At 68.9% G+C, this 16,895-nt stretch carries 18 protein-coding genes; 4 read left to right on the plus strand and 14 right to left on the minus strand.

Features of this window, described 5'->3' with window-relative positions; translation table 11 throughout:
- Positions 1–40: 40 nt before the first annotated feature.
- The 3 genes from ACRAQ3_RS14730 to ACRAQ3_RS14740 form a co-directional block, all read right to left on the minus strand.
- Positions 41–331 carry an HU family DNA-binding protein gene (locus ACRAQ3_RS14730; protein ID WP_017927686.1) on the minus strand — a complete coding sequence of 97 codons (291 nt, stop codon included), beginning with the start codon at positions 329–331 and terminating at the stop codon, positions 41–43.
- A 132-nt stretch (positions 332–463) separates the two neighbouring features.
- The gene (locus ACRAQ3_RS14735) at positions 464–1,939 is read right to left on the minus strand and encodes an AMP nucleosidase (protein WP_269397429.1); all 1,476 of its coding nucleotides are present in this window, start codon (positions 1,937–1,939) and stop codon (positions 464–466) included.
- 5 nt (positions 1,940–1,944) lie between these two features.
- Positions 1,945–3,744 carry an adenine deaminase gene (locus ACRAQ3_RS14740; RefSeq protein WP_432255124.1) on the minus strand — a complete coding sequence of 600 codons (1,800 nt, stop codon included), beginning with the start codon at positions 3,742–3,744 and terminating at the stop codon, positions 1,945–1,947.
- Positions 3,745–3,941: 197 nt separating this feature from the next.
- Between ACRAQ3_RS14740 and ACRAQ3_RS14745 the strand changes: the two genes are divergently transcribed.
- From ACRAQ3_RS14745 to ACRAQ3_RS14755, 3 genes are read left to right on the plus strand one after another with little or no spacing between them, the layout of a single operon-like run.
- Positions 3,942–4,922 (plus strand): DNA topoisomerase IB, encoded by a 981-nt coding sequence (locus ACRAQ3_RS14745; protein ID WP_432255125.1) that lies wholly within the window; start codon positions 3,942–3,944, stop codon positions 4,920–4,922.
- A complete protein-coding gene (locus ACRAQ3_RS14750) occupies positions 4,919–5,329 on the plus strand; it encodes a DUF1810 domain-containing protein (RefSeq protein ID WP_432255126.1) in 411 nt (136 codons plus the stop codon). Before ACRAQ3_RS14745 ends, ACRAQ3_RS14750 begins: the two co-directional genes overlap by 4 nt.
- A 24-nt stretch (positions 5,330–5,353) precedes the next feature.
- Positions 5,354–6,211 carry an SDR family oxidoreductase gene (locus ACRAQ3_RS14755; RefSeq protein ID WP_432255127.1) on the plus strand — a complete coding sequence of 286 codons (858 nt, stop codon included), beginning with the start codon at positions 5,354–5,356 and terminating at the stop codon, positions 6,209–6,211.
- Positions 6,212–6,263: 52 nt separating this feature from the next.
- On the opposite strand, the gene dxs is transcribed toward ACRAQ3_RS14755, so the two are convergent.
- The 6 genes from dxs to ACRAQ3_RS14785 all read right to left on the minus strand — a co-directional run bounded on the left by dxs (position 6,264) and on the right by ACRAQ3_RS14785 (position 11,598).
- The gene (dxs, locus tag ACRAQ3_RS14760) at positions 6,264–8,204 is read right to left on the minus strand and encodes a 1-deoxy-D-xylulose-5-phosphate synthase (protein WP_432255128.1); all 1,941 of its coding nucleotides are present in this window, start codon (positions 8,202–8,204) and stop codon (positions 6,264–6,266) included.
- 16 nt (positions 8,205–8,220) lie between these two features.
- A complete protein-coding gene (locus tag ACRAQ3_RS14765; protein ID WP_432255129.1) occupies positions 8,221–9,087 on the minus strand; it encodes a polyprenyl synthetase family protein in 867 nt (288 codons plus the stop codon).
- Entirely contained in the window at positions 9,080–9,322 is a 243-nt protein-coding gene (locus tag ACRAQ3_RS14770) for an exodeoxyribonuclease VII small subunit (protein WP_085895322.1), read from the minus strand. The genes ACRAQ3_RS14765 and ACRAQ3_RS14770 overlap by 8 nt, the downstream gene beginning before the upstream one ends.
- Positions 9,319–10,245, minus strand: a complete 927-nt coding sequence (locus ACRAQ3_RS14775; protein ID WP_432255130.1) for a histone deacetylase family protein — start codon at positions 10,243–10,245, stop codon at positions 9,319–9,321. Before ACRAQ3_RS14775 ends, ACRAQ3_RS14770 begins: the two co-directional genes overlap by 4 nt.
- A 145-nt stretch (positions 10,246–10,390) precedes the next feature.
- Complete coding sequence (locus tag ACRAQ3_RS14780; protein ID WP_269397421.1) at positions 10,391–11,092, minus strand: response regulator; 702 nt, start codon at positions 11,090–11,092, stop codon at positions 10,391–10,393.
- Entirely contained in the window at positions 11,089–11,598 is a 510-nt protein-coding gene (locus ACRAQ3_RS14785; protein WP_085895319.1) for a MarR family winged helix-turn-helix transcriptional regulator, read from the minus strand. Before ACRAQ3_RS14785 ends, ACRAQ3_RS14780 begins: the two co-directional genes overlap by 4 nt.
- Before the next feature lie 156 nt (positions 11,599–11,754).
- On the opposite strand from ACRAQ3_RS14785, the gene ACRAQ3_RS14790 reads away from it, so the two are divergent.
- Positions 11,755–12,624, plus strand: coding sequence for a branched-chain amino acid aminotransferase (locus ACRAQ3_RS14790; RefSeq protein ID WP_432255131.1), 870 nt, complete (start codon positions 11,755–11,757; stop codon positions 12,622–12,624).
- Positions 12,625–12,687: 63 nt separating this feature from the next.
- Here the strand turns inward: ACRAQ3_RS14790 and ACRAQ3_RS14795 are convergent, their stop codons facing one another.
- From ACRAQ3_RS14795 to queG, 5 genes are all read right to left on the minus strand, one after another.
- Positions 12,688–13,146 carry a DUF1294 domain-containing protein gene (locus ACRAQ3_RS14795; protein ID WP_432255132.1) on the minus strand — a complete coding sequence of 153 codons (459 nt, stop codon included), beginning with the start codon at positions 13,144–13,146 and terminating at the stop codon, positions 12,688–12,690.
- Between the two features lie 9 nt (positions 13,147–13,155).
- Positions 13,156–14,067 carry a DMT family transporter gene (locus ACRAQ3_RS14800; RefSeq protein ID WP_269397529.1) on the minus strand — a complete coding sequence of 304 codons (912 nt, stop codon included), beginning with the start codon at positions 14,065–14,067 and terminating at the stop codon, positions 13,156–13,158.
- A 197-nt stretch (positions 14,068–14,264) separates the two neighbouring features.
- On the minus strand, positions 14,265–14,450 hold the full coding sequence (locus tag ACRAQ3_RS14805; RefSeq protein WP_085895315.1) for a hypothetical protein: 186 nt from the start codon (positions 14,448–14,450) through the stop codon (positions 14,265–14,267).
- 128 nt (positions 14,451–14,578) lie between these two features.
- Positions 14,579–15,781, minus strand: coding sequence for a PQQ-dependent sugar dehydrogenase (locus ACRAQ3_RS14810; RefSeq protein ID WP_432255133.1), 1,203 nt, complete (start codon positions 15,779–15,781; stop codon positions 14,579–14,581).
- Positions 15,782–15,802: 21 nt separating this feature from the next.
- Complete coding sequence (queG, locus tag ACRAQ3_RS14815; RefSeq protein ID WP_432255134.1) at positions 15,803–16,867, minus strand: tRNA epoxyqueuosine(34) reductase QueG; 1,065 nt, start codon at positions 16,865–16,867, stop codon at positions 15,803–15,805.
- Positions 16,868–16,895 lie beyond the last annotated feature (28 nt).

The raw sequence follows: 16,895 nt of genomic DNA on the forward strand, positions 1-16,895 counted from the left end.
TTTCCTGATCCGCTCCGCGCCGTGCGGGCGCGAGAGGCGATCACTCCTCGTTGACGCTGTCCTTGAGCGCCTTGGCGATGGTCATCTTGACCACCTTGTCGGCGTCCTTCTTGATCTGCTCGCCCGTGGCCGGGTTGCGGACCATGCGCTCGGGGCGCTCGCGGCAGTAGATCTTGCCGACGTTCGGCAGGGTCACGGCGCCGCCCTGCGACACTTCACGGGTGATGATGGCGACCAGCGCGTCCAGATGGGCGCCGGCGGTCTTCTTGTCGCCGCCGGTCTCGTCGGCGATGGCGCTGACGAGCTGCGCCTTGGTCATCGGTTTGGCCATTCGAGGTCTCCTTGCCACAGCCCGCTCGGGGCTTGTCCTTGCACCGCTTGGCGCGGCGTGTTGCCTAGACCCACAATGAAACAAGCGTCATTGCAAGCAAAAACCGCTGTTTCCTTGCGGTATCGGCGGGTTTCAGAGGAAAGCCGTCTCTTCGAAGCTACGCAGCTTGCGACTATGGATGCGCTCCAGCGGCATCTCGCGCAGCCGTTCCATCGCCCGGATCCCGATCATCAGGTGGCGCGCCACCTGTGTCTTATAGAAATCCGAAGCCATGCCGGGCAGCTTCAATTCGCCATGCAGCGGCTTGTCCGAGACGCAGAGCAGCGTGCCGTAGGGCACCCGGAAGCGAAAGCCGTTGGCCGCGATGGTCGCGCTTTCCATGTCGAGCGCCACGGCGCGCGACTGGCTCAGACGCTGCACCGGACCGGACTGGTCGCGCAGTTCCCAGTTGCGGTTATCGATGGTGGCGACGGTGCCGGTGCGCATGATCCGCTTGAGTTCATAGCCCTCTAGCGCGGTGACCTGCGCCACCGCGTCCTCGAGCGCGATCTGGATCTCGGCCAGCGCCGGGATCGGCACCCAGACCGGCAGGTCGTCGTCGAGCACGTGATCCTCGCGCAGATATCCATGCGCCAGAACGAAATCGCCCAACCTCTGGCTGTTCCTGAGCCCGGCGCAATGCCCGACCATCAGCCAGGCATGCGGCCGCAGCACCGCGATGTGGTCGGTCGCGGTCTTGGCGTTCGAGGGGCCGACGCCGATGTTGACCAGCGTGATCCCCTGCCCGTTGGCGCGCTTGAGGTGATAGGTCGGCATCTGCGGCATCTTGGCCGGGATGTGCATTGCCCCCTCGGGGTCGCGGATCACCTGATTGTTCGGGCCGACGAAGCTGGTGTAGCCGCTCTCGGGATCGGCCAGCACATGGCGGGCATAGGCCTCGAATTCCTCGACGTAGAACTGGTAGTTCGTGAACAGCACGTGGTTCTGGAAATGCGTCGGATCGGTCGCGGTGTAATGCGCCAGACGGGCCAGCGAATAGTCGATCCGCTGCGCCGTGAAAGGCGACAGCGGCCGCGCCCCGTCGGGATAGGTGAAACCGTTGCCATTGACGATGTCATCATGGGTGGTCGAGAGATCCGGCACGTCGAACACGTCGCGCAGGTGGAAATCCATCGCCCCGTCCTGCGGCACCGTCACGCTCGCGTCATTGGCGACCGCGAAATGCACCGGCATCGGCGTCTCGGAGGCACCGATCACCACCGGCACGCCGTGGTTCTCGATCAGGAGCCGCATCTGCTGCATCAGGTAGTTTCCGAACAGCTCCGGCCGGGTGACGGTCGTGGCATAGGTGCCGGGCTCGGCCACGTGGCCGAAGCTCAACCGGCTGTCGGCCTGCGCGAAGGTCGCGGTCGAGAAGCGGATCTCCGGATAGAAGGCGCGGAACCGGGTTTCGGGCACGCCGCCCCGCAACGTCTCGGTGAATCTTTCGCACAGGAAGCGCGTGGCCGTCTCGTAGATCTCCTTGAGACGCGCCAGCGCCGCCTCGGGATCGGTAAAGGCCTCGGCGGCGGGGCTGGGGGGCGTCTGGATCTTCAGCGTTCTCTCCATATTGGTCAGTCCTGTCCCTCGAATGGTGTCGCGATCTCGAACCGGGTGACGTCCACCAGCCCGAGATCCGATATGCGCAGCTCGGGGATCACCACGAGCGCGAGCAGCGAATGCTGCATGTAGGCGTTGTTGAGCGTGCAGCCAGCGTCGCGCATTGCCGCGACCATGCCATCGGCGGCCGCGGCCACATCGCGCGCCGGCGCATCCGACATCAACCCGGCGATCGGCAGCCGCACCAGCGCCCGCTCGGCGCCGTCGCGCCAGACCGTGACGCCGCCGCCGACCTCGCCCAGGCGGTTCGCGGCGGCCGCCATCATCTCGGCATCGGTGCCGACGACGATCATGTGATGGCTGTCATGCGCGACGGTGGAGGCGATCGCCATGCGACCCTCGTAGCCGAATCCCTCGACGAAGCCGTTCACCACGCCCCCCGTGCCACGGTGCCGTTCCACCAGCGCGATCCGCGCCACCGGGCCGTCGGGCATCACGCAGCCACCCTCGACGGAAAGCTCGCGCACCAGCGCCTTGGTCGGCGCCTGGTTCTCGACCACGCCGATCACCTTGGCCCGGACCGTCTCCGCCCCTTCGGGCGCCGCGACCTTGAAATCATCCGCCACCAGTTCCCGGCCCAGATGCACGGTGTTCCGTGCGCTTTCGGGCCAATCGTAATGCGGGCATGTGACACGCAGGTCACCGCTTTCGGCAACCAGCTGGCCCCGCGCGAAGACGGTCTCGATCGGCAGGGTGGCCAGATCCGAGGTCAGGATCACGTCGGCGCGCCGCCCCGGCGCGATGCTGCCCAGCTCGCGCTCCATGCCGAAATGCGTGGCCGAGTTGATCGTCGCCATCTGCAGCGCCACCACCGGGTCGCAGCCGCATTCGATGGCGTGGCGTACCACCCGGTCCATGTGGCCGTCATTCACCAGCGTGCCGGAATGGCAGTCATCGGTGCACAGCACGAAATTGCGCGGGTCGAGACCGCGCTCGGTGACGGCGGTGATCTGGCTCTCCACGTCGTACCACGCGCTGCCCAGCCGCAGCATCGAGCGCATGCCCTGCCGGACCCGGTCGATCGCGTCCTGCTCGCGCGTGCCCTCGTGATCGTCGGCGGGACCGCCCGCGACATAGGCGTGGAACGGCACTCCCCGGTCGGGGCTCGCGTAATGCCCGCCCACGGTCTTGCCCGCGCGCATGGTGGCTGCGATCTCGGCCAGCATCTTCGGATCGCCCGCGACCACGCCCGGGTAGTTCATCATCTCGCCCAGACCCACGATGCCGGGCCATGACATCGCCTCGGCCACGTCCTCGGGGGATATCTCGTGGCCAGTGGTCTCGAGCCCCGGCGCCGAGGGCGCGCAGCTGGGCATCTGGGTGAACATGTTGACGGGCTGCATCAGCGCCTCGTCATGCATCATCCTGACGCCCTCGAGCCCCAGCACGTTGGCGATCTCGTGCGGGTCGGTGAACATCGTAGTGGTGCCATGCGGGATCACCGCCGCGGCGAACTCGGCCGGGGTCAGCATGCCGCTCTCGACATGCATATGCGCGTCGATCAGCCCGGGGATCAGGTAGCGGTCGGCGGCATCCACCACCTCGGTGCCCTCGCCGATGCAATGGCTCGCATCGGGGCCGACATAGGCGAAGCGGCCCGCGGCCACCGCCACCTCCCAGCCATCGAGGATTTCGCGGCTCTGCACGTTGACGAGACGACCGCCGCGGATCACGAGATCGGCGGCCTCGCGGCCTGCGGCCACGGCGACGAGACGGGGGGCAGCTTCGGCCCAGGAGCTGATGGCATGTTCCATCTTCGGATTTCATACCAACCGGCGAGCCGCCGCAACCCCGCCGGATGCTGGGCGCGAGAGGCCGCGGGCGAGCGCCCTGCGGCACCGCCGCGCATGCGTATTTGAGGAAAGATGAACGAAGAACGCGCGCGAGCGTGATCGTCGTGCCGGGAACGGGCGCCGCGCGCCCGGCGTTGCACGGCCGAGGAGATCCGCCGATGCCGCCCCCCGCCAAGCTCGTCTACTATCCCGATTCAGAGCCGGGAATCGCGCGCCGCCGCTGCGGGCGCGGTTTCTCCTATACAGCGCCTGACGGCACCACCATCGAGCGCGGGGCCGAGCGCCGGCGGATCGAGGCGCTCGCGGTACCGCCTGCCTATGAAAAGGTCTGGATCTGCCCCAAGCCGCATGGCCACCTTCAGGCAACGGGTCTCGATGCCCGCACCCGCAAGCAATACCGCTATCACCCCGAATGGCGCGCCTGGCGCGAGTCGCACAAGTTCGACCACCTGTACGAGTTCGGGGCGGCCCTGCCCGCGATCCGGCGCCGCATCCGCCGCGACCTCTCCGGCGAGGCGGGCGAGCTTGATTTCGCCATCGCCGCGGTGCTGGCCCTGATCGACCGGGTCTCGATCCGCGTGGGCAACCCGGCCTACGCGGCCGAGAACCGCACCTATGGCGCCACCACCCTGACGGGCCGGCACATCCGGCTCGATGACGGCGAGATGCGGCTGCGCTACATGGCCAAGGGCAACAAGAAGGTCGACCGCAAGCTCAAGGACAAGTCGCTGATGAAGGTGCTGGGCGAGTTGCACGACCTGCCCGGGAAACAGCTCATCGGCTGGATCGACGAGGAGGGCGCGCCGCATGGCGTTTCCTCGGGGCAGGTGAACGACCGGCTGGCCGAGATCACCGGCTCCGATCATGTTACCGCCAAGACCTTCCGCACATGGGCAGGCTCGGAGGCAGCCCTGGCCTGCGCGCTCTCGGATGAGGCGCTCTCCATCAAGAGCATGAGCGAGGCCGCCGCCGAGCGGCTACACAACACCCCAACCATCGCGCGCAACAGCTATATCCACCCGAAGGTCATCGCGCTGCACGAAGCCGCGCCCGAAGACCGCGCCGCGCTGCTCCAGGGCCTCCCCGAGACCGACGGGCTGCGACAGGCCGAGCGGGCGCTGCTGAGGCTGCTGTCATGAGCCTCGATCGATTTATCGAGGCGCAGCGGGACAGCTACGCCACCGCCCTGTTCGAAATCGAGGCCGGGCAGAAGCGCAGCCATTGGATGTGGTACATCTGGCCGCAGCTGCGCGGTCTCGGCCATTCGCCGATGGCGCAGCATTACGGGATCGCGGACGCGGCAGAGGCGCGCGCCTACCTCGCCCACCCGACCCTCGGCCCCCGGCTGGTCGAGATCTCCCGTGCCATGCTGGCGCATCGTGGCCGCGCGCCCGAGGACATCCTCGGCGGCATCGACGCGTTGAAGCTCAGGAGTTCGGCCACGCTCTTCGCGGCGCAGCCCGGCGCCGATCCGGTTTTCGGAGAGATTCTGAAGACCTTCTATGACGGGCCCGACGACCGGACCCTCGCGCTGCTGGACCGCTAGCGCCGCATCGGGCACATATTGCCCATGAAGACGCTCCTTTCCTTCGGCCATGGCTATTCGGCCCGCGCCCTTGCCCGCCTGTTGCCGCGCGATGCGTGGCGGATCATCGGGACCACCCGCTCGGCCGAGAAGGCCGAAGACTTGCGCGCCGAGGGCGTCGAGCCCACGATCTGGCCCGGCGCCGACCTCACCGGAGCGCTCGACGCGGCTACGCATCTTCTCGTCTCCGCGGCGCCCGATGCCGATGGCGACCCGGTGCTGCGCGAATGGCGCGACGCCATCGCCCCGCGCGCGAGCCGTTTCGCATGGGTGGGCTATCTTTCGACCACCGGCGTCTATGGCGACCGCGACGGCGATTGGGTCGACGAGGACAGCGATCTGCGCCCCGCGACGGCGCGCGGCCGGGCGAGGGTCGAGGCCGAGGCGGCGTGGCGCGCCGTTCCCGGCCTGCCGCTGCACATCTTCCGCCTCGCCGGCATCTACGGGCCCGGTCGCGGCCCGTTCGAAAAAGTGCGGCAGGGCACGGCGCGGCGCATCGTCAAGCAGGGGCAGCTGTTCAGCCGCATCCATGTCGACGACATCGCGCAGGGGCTGAAGGCCAGCATCGACCGCCCGAACCCCGGCGCGATCTACAACCTGTGCGACGACGATCCGGCGCCGCCGCAGGACGTCATCGCCCATGCGGCCGAGCTGCTCGGCCTGCCGGTGCCGCCCGAAGTGCCGTTCGAACAGGCCGAGATGACGCCGATGGCGCGCAGCTTCTACGCCGAATCGAAGAAGGTCCGGAACGACCGGATCAAGAACGAGCTGGGTGTGGAGCTGATCCACCCCGATTACCGCTCGGGGCTGGCGGCGCTGCTGCGCGCCGAAACCGGCAGCTGATCCGCGGCAGCCCGCCGCAAGGGGGCTCGATGCCCCCGCGCGGCGGCGCCCCTCAGGCCCGCTTGCCGATCACCTCGACGCCCAGAACCGACAGCACCTTTTCCTCGATATGCCGGGCCGAAAGACCGGCGGTCTCGTACATGTCCGAGGGGCTGGCCTGATCGATGAAGATGTCGGGCAGCACCATCGAGCGGAACTTCAGCCCGGCATCGAACACGCCCTCATCAGAAAGAAGCTGCGCCACGTGGCTGCCGAAACCGCCGACGGCCCCCTCCTCGATGGTGATCAGCGCCTCGTGCTCCCGCGCCAGCATCAGGATCATCTCCCGATCCAGCGGCTTGGCAAAACGCGCATCGGCGATGGTGGGCGTGATGCCACGCGCCGACAGCGCCTCGGCGGCCTTCACCGCCTCCGACAAGCGCGTACCGAAGGACAGGAGCGCGACGCGGCTGCCCTCCTGCACGATCCGGCCCCGACCGATCTCCAACGGCTCCGCCTCGACCGGGATCTCGACGCCGACCCCCTCGCCGCGCGGAAAGCGGAAGGCGATCGGCCCGTCGTCATGCGCCGCCGCCGTCACCACCATGCGCACCAGCTCCGCCTCGTCGGCGGCGGCCATCACCACCATGCCCGGCAGGTTGGCCATGAAGCCCACGTCGAAGCTGCCGGCATGGGTGGCGCCATCGGCGCCGACGAGACCGGCGCGGTCGATCGCGAAGCGCACCGGCAGCCGCTGGATCGCCACGTCGTGCACGACCTGGTCGTAGCCGCGTTGCAGGAAGGTCGAATAGATCGCGCAGAACGGCTTCATGCCCCCCGCCGCGAGGCCGGCGGCGAAGGTCACCGCGTGCTGCTCGGCGATGCCGACATCGAAGCAGCGGCTGGCATAACGATCCATGAACCGCGCCAGCCCGGTGCCGTCGGGCATCGCCGCGGTGACCGCCACGATCTTCTGGTCGTTCTCGGCCAGCTTGACGAGCGTGTCCGAGAACACCGAGGTATAGGATGGCGCGTTGCTCTTGGCCTTGGCCTGCGCGCCCGAGACCACGTCGAACTTGGCCGTCGCGTGCCCCTTGTCCGAGGCCGCTTCGGCCGGGCCGTAGCCCTTGCCCTTCTTCGTGATCGCATGGATCAGGATCGGCCCGTCGGCGCGCGACTTGACGGTGCGCAACACCGACAGGAGCTGGTCCATGTCGTGCCCGTCGATCGGGCCGATATAGGAAAAGCCCAGCTCCTCGAACAGCGTGCCGCCGACGGTCATGTGCTTGAACACGTCCTTGGCCCGCTTCGCCCCCTCCTGGAAGGGCGGCGGCAGGAAGCTCACCGCGCCCTTGGCGAGCGCCTTGAACTCCTGGAACGGCGCGCCGGCATAGAGCCGCGACAGGTAGGAGGACATCGCGCCCACCGGCGGCGCGATCGACATCTCGTTGTCGTTGAGGATGACGATCAGCCGCTTGCCCAGATGGCCCGCGTTGTTCATCGCCTCATAGGCCATGCCGGCGCTCATCGCGCCGTCGCCGATCACCGCGATGCAGTCGCCGACGCTCTCGCCCTCGAGACCGCGCCCGCCGAGATCGCGCGCCACCGCGAGGCCCAGCGCCGCCGAGATCGAGGTCGAGCTGTGCGCCGCGCCGAACGGGTCGTAGGGGCTTTCGGAGCGCTTGGTGAATCCCGACAGCCCGTCCTTCTGGCGCAGGGTGCGGATCCGGTCGCGCCGACCGGTGAGGATCTTGTGCGGGTAGGACTGGTGGCTGACATCCCAGATCAGCCGGTCGCGCGGCGTGTCGAACACCGCGTGCAGCGCCACGGTCATCTCGACCACGCCGAGGCCCGCGCCGAGATGGCCGCCGGTCTCGCTCACCGCCGAGATCGTCTCGGCGCGCAGTTCGTCGGCGAGGCGGCGCAGCTCGGCATCGCTCAGCCGCTTCATGTCGGCAGGAATCTGCACCCGGTCGAGGATCGGCGTGACGGGGCGGTTCGGCGTCTGGGTCATGGCGGGCCCCCTCTGATCAGTTGTCGCGCGCGATAACGAAGCGGGCGGCGTCGCGCAAGGTTGCCGCCTCGGCGCCATAGGGCGACAGGGCATCGCAGGCGCCGTCGACGAGCTCGGCGGCGCGGGACTTCGCCGCGTCGAGCCCGAGCAGCGAGACGAAGGTCGCCTTGCCGGCGCCGGCATCCTTGCGCACGGCCTTGCCCAGCTTCGCGGCATCCCCCTCCACGTCGAGAATGTCGTCGGCGATCTGGAAGGCAAGGCCCAGCGCCGCGGCGTAGCGCCCCAGCGGGCGCGGGTCGGCGCCGGCCATCACCGCGCCGGCCTCGGCCGACCAGCGGATCAGCGCCCCGGTCTTGCCCTGCTGCAGCACGGTGATCTGGTCGATGTCGAGCGGCATGGCCGCGGTCTCGGCCATGATGTCGCGGGCCTGCCCCCCGACCATGCCGGCGATGCCGGCGGCCCGCGCCAGCGACAGGCACAGATCGGCGCGATGCGGCCCGACATCCGGGTCGGCGCAAAGCTCGAAGGCCAGCGTCTGCAAGGCGTCGCCCGCGAGGATCGCGGTCGCCTCGTCCCAGGCGACATGCACGGTGGGCCGTCCCCGGCGCAGATCGTCGTCATCCATCGCGGGCAGGTCGTCATGCACGAGACTGTAGGCGTGCAGCGCCTCGATCCCGGCGGCGGGCAGCAACGCCGCCGCGCGTGTTACGCCGTGCAGCCGCGCGCCTTCGAGCACGAGGAACCCGCGCAGACCCTTGCCGCCCGCGACCGCGTGCTCCATCGCGCGGGCCACGGGCAGGTCGTGCCCGGAGAGCCTTTCGCGGAGCAGTCCTTGGGTCTCGCGCCCGGCCTGCGCCAGCGCGGCGGCAAAGCCCTCAGCCATCGAGCGGCGCGGTGCCCTGCGCCTGGCCGTCGGGGCCTTGGGTGATCTTCGCGACCTTCTCCTCGGCCTCGGCGAGCTGCTTCTCGCAGCGCGCCTTCAGCTCGGCGCCGCGCTGGTAGAGCGCGATGGATTCGTCGAGCGCGACATCGCCGCGCTCCAGCTTGCCCACCACCTGCTCCAGCTCGCGGATCGCCGCCTCGAAGCTCATTTCGTTCACGGGTGTCGCGTCGGTCATCGCCCACGTTCCTCCAATATCCTGACATGGGCGGCCGCAGAGGCGCCCAGCGCCTCGAGGTCATAACCGCCTTCGAGCGCGGAGACCACGCGCCCCGAGCACAGATCCGCCGCCAGATCGCAGATCCGCGCCGTCACGCGCGCGAAATCCTCCGCCTCGAGCATCAGCCCGGCCAGCGGATCGTCGCGATGCGCGTCGAACCCGGCCGAGACGAGGATCAGCTCGGGTCGGTGCGCCACGACGCGCGGGGACACCTTCTCCTCCAGCGCCGCCAGCATCCCCGCCCCGTCACAGCCCGCGCGCAGCGCCACGTTGACCACCGTGCCATGCGGCCCGGTGTCCGATGGATCGCCTGTGCCCGGGTAAAGCGGCATCTCGTGGGTCGAGCAGAACAGGATGCGCGGATCGTCCTCCACGAGGTCCTGCGTGCCATTGCCGTGATGCACGTCGAAATCGATGATCGCCACGCGGCTCAGCCCGTGATGGTCGAGCGCGTGTTTCGCCGCCGCCGCGACATTGCCCAACAGACAGAACCCCATCGCGGTCTCGGTTTCGGCGTGGTGGCCGGGCGGGCGCATCGCGCAGAAAGCATTGGCCGCCTCGCCCCCCAACACCGCGTCCACGGCGCGGATCGCCGCCCCGGCGGCGCGCCACGCCGCCCCGAGGCTGCCGGGCGACAGCCAGGTATCGGCGTCGAGCTGGCGGCGGCCATGCTCGGGCAGGTCCTCACGCAGCCCGTCGAGATAGGATTTCGGATGCACTCTCAGAAGGTCGGCCTCGGCCGCCATCGGCGCCTTGAGCCGCAGCAGGTCCATGCCCTCCAAGGCACCCAGCACCGCGTCGAGCCGCGCCACCTGCTCGGGGTGGCCGGGCGGCGTGGAATGGTTGAATCCATCGGGATGGGTGATCAGCGCGGTAGTCATCCCCGCAGGCAAGCGCAGATCACGGGCGGGCGCAAGCGCATCGCGATCACCGTCGCGCGTGCGGCAGAGTGTGGCTCGGGGGACGAGATCAAAGGGGCCGCACGCCCCTGCTTCATCTTTCCCGAAATACGCAGATCCCGCCGCTTCAGTCGGGCGCCAGCATGTATCCTTCGCCGCGCACAGTCTGCAGGTAGCGCGGCTGGCGCGGATCGGCCTCGAACTTGCGCCGCAGCCGGGTGATCTGCACGTCGACCGCGCGCTCCTGGCTCTGGCCGCCGCCGCGGCCCAGCTCCTCGACCAGCCGCGCCCGGCTCACCGCTTCGCCCGGACGCGCGGCAAAGATCCGCATGAGCTGCGATTCGGTGGCCGTGAGCCGGATCCGGCTTTCGCCCTCCCACATCTCGCCACGGGCCACGTCGTAGCGCACCGGGCCCAGCTCCAGCGTCGCGGGCCGCTCCGGCACCGGGTCGGGCGCAGGCTGGCGGCGCAGCACGGCGTTGATCCGCAACAGCAGTTCCTTCGGATCGAAGGGCTTGGCGAGATAGTCGTCCGCCCCGGCTTCGAGCCCGATGATGCGATCCTCGGTATCGCCGCGCGCGGTCAGCAGCAGGATCGGCACCGGCAAATCCTCGCGCAGCGCCCGGCACAGCGAGATGCCGTCCTCGCCGGGCATCATCACGTCGAGCACGATCAGGTCGAAATCGAGCCCGGTGAGCAGGCGACGGGCATGGCCCGCATCGCGGGCGCCGGTGACAAGGTAGCCGTGCCGGGCAAGGAACTTCTGCAACAACGCCCGCAGCCGCGCGTCGTCATCGACCACCAGCAGATGCGCGAGCTCGGTGCTCATTGGCCACCCCTTCCCGCCAGCGCCTCGTATTGGCGCCGGCTTTCCTCGTCCATCATCGCCTCCAGCACCTGCCGGAAACCCGCCACCGCCACGGGGCCGGCGGTGCGGTAGGCAGCGCGCATCCGCTCGCGCTGGGCATCCGAGAGCTCGCGCTCCAGCGCCGCGCCTTCGCGCGTCAGGTAGAGATGCCTTTCGCGCCGGTCGCGCCGCCCGACCCGCGCCTCGACCAGTCCCGCCGCGATCAGCGCCCGCAGCACCCGGTTCAGCGACTGCTTGGTCACGCCCAGAAGCGCCATCAGGTTCGACACGGTGGTGCCGGGAGAGCGGTGGATGAAATGGATCGCCCGGTGATGGGCGCGGCCCATCTCCCGCCCCTCGAGGATGCGGTCGGGATCGGCGGTGAAGCCGCGATAGGCGAAGAACATCGCCTCGATGCCCTTCCTGAGCTGTTCGTCGGTCAGGAAGAGAAGGCTCGATCCCCCCTGCGGCGCCGGTGCCTCGGCCATGCGGTCTCGTCCCCTTCGGTCGTTCGGCTTCGGGTCACAATACGTCAGCCTTGTTGACATTCCAAGGGCGAAGCGGTAGCGATCTGCCCCATAGGGCGCAATTTTCGGTCCCGGATGGCCGAATTCGCGCGCGACATCTTGACAGGGAGGCACGCCATGGCGGGCGGCTACGACGATCGCGACGGGAAGATCTGGCTCGACGGCCAGCTTGTGGAATGGCGCGACGCGAATGTGCACATCCTGACCCACGCGCTGCACTACGCCTCTTCGGTGTTCGAGGGCGAGCGCTGCTATGACGGCAAGATCTTCAAGGGGGTCGAGCATTCGCAGCGGCTGCGCAAATCGGCCGAGCTTCTGGATTTCGAGATCCCCTATTCGGTCGAGGAAATCGAGGCGGCGAAATACGCGGTGCTCGAGGCGAATGGCTGGTCCAACGCCTATGTGCGGGCGCTGGCCTGGCGCGGCGCCGGTCCCGACATGGGCGTGGCGAGCTTGCGCAACCCGGTCCGCATGGCGATCGCGGCCTGGGAATGGGGCAGCTATTACGGCGACGCCAAGATGAAGGGCGCCAAGCTCGACATCGCCAAGTGGAAGCGCCCGAGCCCCGAAACCGCGCCGAGCCAGGCCAAGGCGGCCGGTCTCTACATGATCTGCACCATGTCCAAGCATGCCGCCGAGGCCAAGGGCTGCTCGGATGCGCTGATGTTCGACTATCGCGGCTACGTGGCCGAGGCCACGGGCGCCAACATGTTCTTCGTGAAGGATGGCGAGGTCCACACGCCGCTGGCCGACTGCTTCCTGAACGGCATCACCCGCCAGACCGTGATCGCGATGCTGAGGGAGAAGGGCATCACCGTGCATGAGCGGCACATCATGCCCGAGGAACTCGAGGGCTTCGAGCAGTGCTGGCTCACCGGCACCGCAGCCGAGGTCACCCCGGTGGGGCAGATCGGCGACTACAATTTCGAGGTCGGCGCGCTGACCCGCGACGTGGCCGAAAGCTACGAGAAGCTCGTCCGCGCCTGAACCGGACCGCAGGCGAAGATAGCAGGGGCGGTGCCGCAAGGCGCCGCCCCTTTTGCGTTGCCCTCACAGGCCGCGGTTGATCTTCACCGCATTGCCCGGCGCGGGTTCGGGCGCGGCCGGTTCCGCCCGGGGCCAGGCTTCGGCGGCACCCGCCACCGCCATGGCGACGGCACCGAGCGCCTGCTTGGTCTGCAGGCGCAGATGCGCCTGGCTCGCCAGCGCGAGGGTGAGCGCCAGCACCAGCATCGCCTGCGTCCACACGATCATCTTCAAATGCCGCGCGAAGGGCTGCTTGCGCGTCTTGTGGCGCAGGTAGCGCTGCGCCAGCACCGTGCCCAGACCGCCACCCCAGAGGGCGATCCGCAGCAGCCGCCGCTCGGGCCAGCGCCACAGCCCCCTTTCGGCGCGCAGCTTGTCCTGTGCCATGGCGGCGAAGCCTGCGAGGTTCACCAGTGCCAACAGGGCGGCCAATCCGAGCGCGCCCGCGATCCACTCCGTGCCTGTCGTCTCGTGTAGCGCCATGATCCCGCCCTAGCCGTTCGGGCTCATCGCGCGGCGACCGCGGCCACGCTCCAGCCCGAGCTTGCGTTCGCGCCAGATGATCGCGATGCCCGCCGCGACGATGATCGCCGCGCCCAGCATCATCGTCCAGGTCGGCACCTCGTCGAACAGGAAATAGCCGACGCCCAGCGCCAGCAGCATCGAGGCGTATTCGAACGGCGCGATCAGCGAGGCGTCGGCGTAGCGGTAGCTGGAGGTGAGCAGGATCTGCCCCACCCCGCCCAGCAGCCCGGCCAGGATCAGCAGCGCGAAGGTGCCCGCCCCGGGCAGTACCCAGCCAAAGGGAAGGGTCAGGAGCGCCAGGAGGCTCGCCGTGGTCGAGAACCAGAACACGATCGCCGCCGTGCCCTCGGTCCGGGTGAGCTTGCGCACGAAGACCTGCGCCAGCGCCGCGCAGAGCGCGCCGCCCAGCGCCACCACCGCGCCCAGCGTCTCGGCGAGGCTGAGCGGGTCCGAGGTGACCGAAAGCCGGGGCGACATCACGATCAGCACCCCCGCGAGCCCTGCCCCCACCGCCGAGAGCCGGAACAGCCGCACCTCTTCGCCCAGAAACATCGCGGCGAGGATCACCACCATCAGCGGCGCCGCGTAGCCGATCGCCGTCACCTCGGGAAAGGGCAGCAGCCCCAGCGCGGTGAAGCCCAGCCCCATCGCAGCGGTGCCGACGACGCCGCGCCACAGATGACCCATCGGGTTGGGGGTCTCGAGGCCGTGGCGCAACTCGCCGCGCCACAGCAGCCAGACGATGATCACGGGAAGCGCGAAGAAGGAGCGAAAGAACACCGCCTCGCCCGGCGGCACGTCGTTCGAGGTCGCCTTGATGATCGCGGCCATGGCGACGAAGACGCAGACCGAGGCGGTCTTGAACAGGATACCGCGCATCGGCTGCTGGACCGGAGCCGGTCGCGGCGCGGCGGGCGCCGTGGAGATGGCGGGCGTTTCGGGGCGGGGCATGAGGGATCCTTTCGCCCCGACCCTAGCCCCGCACGCGGCAAGAGCAAGCGGCCGGCAGCGGCTTGGCGCTACCGGCCGGATCTCTCATGCGACCGAGGGGGTCTCACCCCCCGGCCGGTTTGTCGTCAGGCTTCGTGACCGCGCTCGATGCGCAGGAACTGACGCAGCCGGGTGGCGCCGCGGGCGCCGAGGCTGCGGGCGTGGAGCCGTCGTACCGCGCGGTGCGGGCCCTCCTCGCGCTCGAGCCGCATGTATTCGCGGGCTTTGATATCGGAGCGGTCCTTGGGCTTGTCGATCACGTGCTTGGTCATCGATATGTCCTCCCTTGGGGATATCGCGGGTCTGCAACCTAACCGATCGGCGCGATTCGGTCTGCATCTTTCGATCGGGCCCCCGGGCCGGAGCCATTTGCCGACGCAGACCGGGATACGGCCGCGTGTCAGGATTTCGGCGACATGCGCAGGATCGCACCCGCCTCGCTGTCGATCAGGAACAGCACCGTGCCGTCCGCGGCGATCTCGACGTCGCGCACCCGGCCGTTGCCGCCCGCCAGCGCCTCCTCGCCGACCACGAGGCCCTCTTCGTCGAGGTCGAGCCGCACGACCTCGCCGGGTGAGAGCGAAGCGATGATCAGGTCGCCCTCCCAGCCCTCGAAGGCGTCGCCCTCGTAGAAGGCCATGCCGCCCGGCGCGATCACCGGATCCCAGTAATAGACCGGCTCCTCCATGCCCTCGGCGCGCGGCTCGCCCGTGCCGATCGGGGCGCCGTCATAGCGGATGCCGTAGCTCACCTCTGGCCAGCCGTAGTTCTTGCCCGCCTCGGGGCGGTTCAACTCGTCGCCACCCGCCGGACCGTGCTCGATGGTCCAGTAGTCGCCGGTCGCGGGCTGGATCGCCGCGCCCTGGATGTTGCGATGGCCGTAGGACCAGATCGCGTCCTCGCCCTCCTGCCCCACGAAGGGGTTGTCCTCGGGCACCGAACCGTCGAGGTTGAGCCGCACCACCTTGCCATAGGTGTTGTCGAGTTCCTGCGCCATCTTGCGGTACGCGTCGGTGAAATGCTCGCCGGTGGTGATGAAGACATGGCCGTCGCCGTCGAAGGTGATGCGCGAGCCGTAATGCATCGGCGCGTCAGAGGGCGGGCCCTGCACGAAGATGTCCTCGACATTCTCCAGCGCGGTCATGTCCTCGCTCAGCGTGCCGCGCGCGGCCGCCGTGGCGACGCCGCCATCGACGGGCTTGGCATAGGTGAAATAGACCATGCGGTCGGAGCCGAAATCGGGAGAGAGCGTCACGTCCAGCAGGCCGCCCTGCTCGCGCGCGTCGATCTCGGGCAGGCCGGAGATCGGCTCGTGCACCTCGCCTTGGGCGGAGACATGGCGCAGCCGGCCCGGCCGCTCGGTGACGAGATAGCTGTCATCGGGCAGCGGCGCGATGCCCCAGGGGCGCTCGAGGTTCTCGGCGAAGGTCTCGATGGCGACATCTGTCGCCTCCAGCTGCGGCGCCATCTCCTGCTCGGGAAAGGCGGGCTCGTATTCGGCGTTGGGCGGGCCGCGATCGACCGGCTTGGCCTCGGTGTGCTGTTCGGCGAAGGCCGCGCCGGGCAGCAGCGCCGCAAGCACGATCGGGGATAGCGTTCTCATCTCGATCTCCTCTCCTGATTGTCAGGGGAGAGAGCTAGCCCCGCCCCCCTTACCATCCAGACGCCTCACGGCCCATTGACCCGCCTCGGCCAGCACCGGATCCGGCTCCGCCGCGAGATCGCGGGCCACGGGCAGCAGGCTCGGATCGCCGGAATTGCCGATGGCATAGGCTACGTTGCGCAGGAACCTGTCGCGCCCGATCCGCTTGATCGGGCTGCCCGAGAACATCTCGCGGAAGGCCGCGTCATCGAGCCGGGCCAGATCGGCCAGCGGCGGCGCGTCGACCTTGCCGAAATAGCGCATCTCGGTGGCCTCTCGCGCGAACTTGTTCCACGGACAGACCGCGAGGCAGTCGTCGCAGCCATAGATGCGGTTGCCCAGCGCCTCGCGGAATTCCTCTGGCACCGGTCCCTTGTGCTCAATGGTGAGGTAGGAAATGCAGCGCCGCGCATCGAGCTGGAACGGTGCCGGAAAGGCATTCGTCGGACAGATATCGAGGCAGCGCGTGCAGGAGCCGCATTTCTCGGCCGCGGGCGCATCGGCGGGCAACTCCACGGTGGTGAAGATCGCCCCGAGGAAGACCCAGTTGCCGACCGAGCGGCCCAAGAGGTTGGTATGCTTGCCCTGCCAGCCCAAGCCGGCGGCCTGCGCCAGCGGCTTTTCCATCACCGGCGCGGTGTCGACGAAGACCTTGATCTGTTCGTCGGGACATTGCTCCAAGAGCCAGCGCCCGACCCGCTTCAGCCGCTTCTTGACGAGGTCGTGGTAGTCGCGGCCATGGGCATAGACGCTGATCGCGGCGCGGTCGCGCTGTTCCAGCACCTCCAGCGGGTCGTGGCGCGGCGTATAGGCTTCGGCGAGCATGATCACCGAGCGCGCCTCGGGCCAGAGCGCGGCGGGGTTGCCGCGCCAGCCCATGCGCTCCTCCATCCAGCCCATCTGGCCATGACGTCCCTCGCCGACATAGGTGGCGAGCCGTCCGGCGGCCTCCGGGATGGAGTCGGGGCGACAGATTCCCATCTCGGCGAATCCCTCGCCGAGCGCGGCCTCGCGCAGCCGGGTCTTGAGGGCGGCCCCCTGGTTCATCTTTCACCAAATACGCATTCGGGCCGCC

The organism is Limimaricola sp. AA108-03 (genome assembly GCF_050847355.1).
GTDB lineage: Bacteria > Pseudomonadota > Alphaproteobacteria > Rhodobacterales > Rhodobacteraceae > Limimaricola.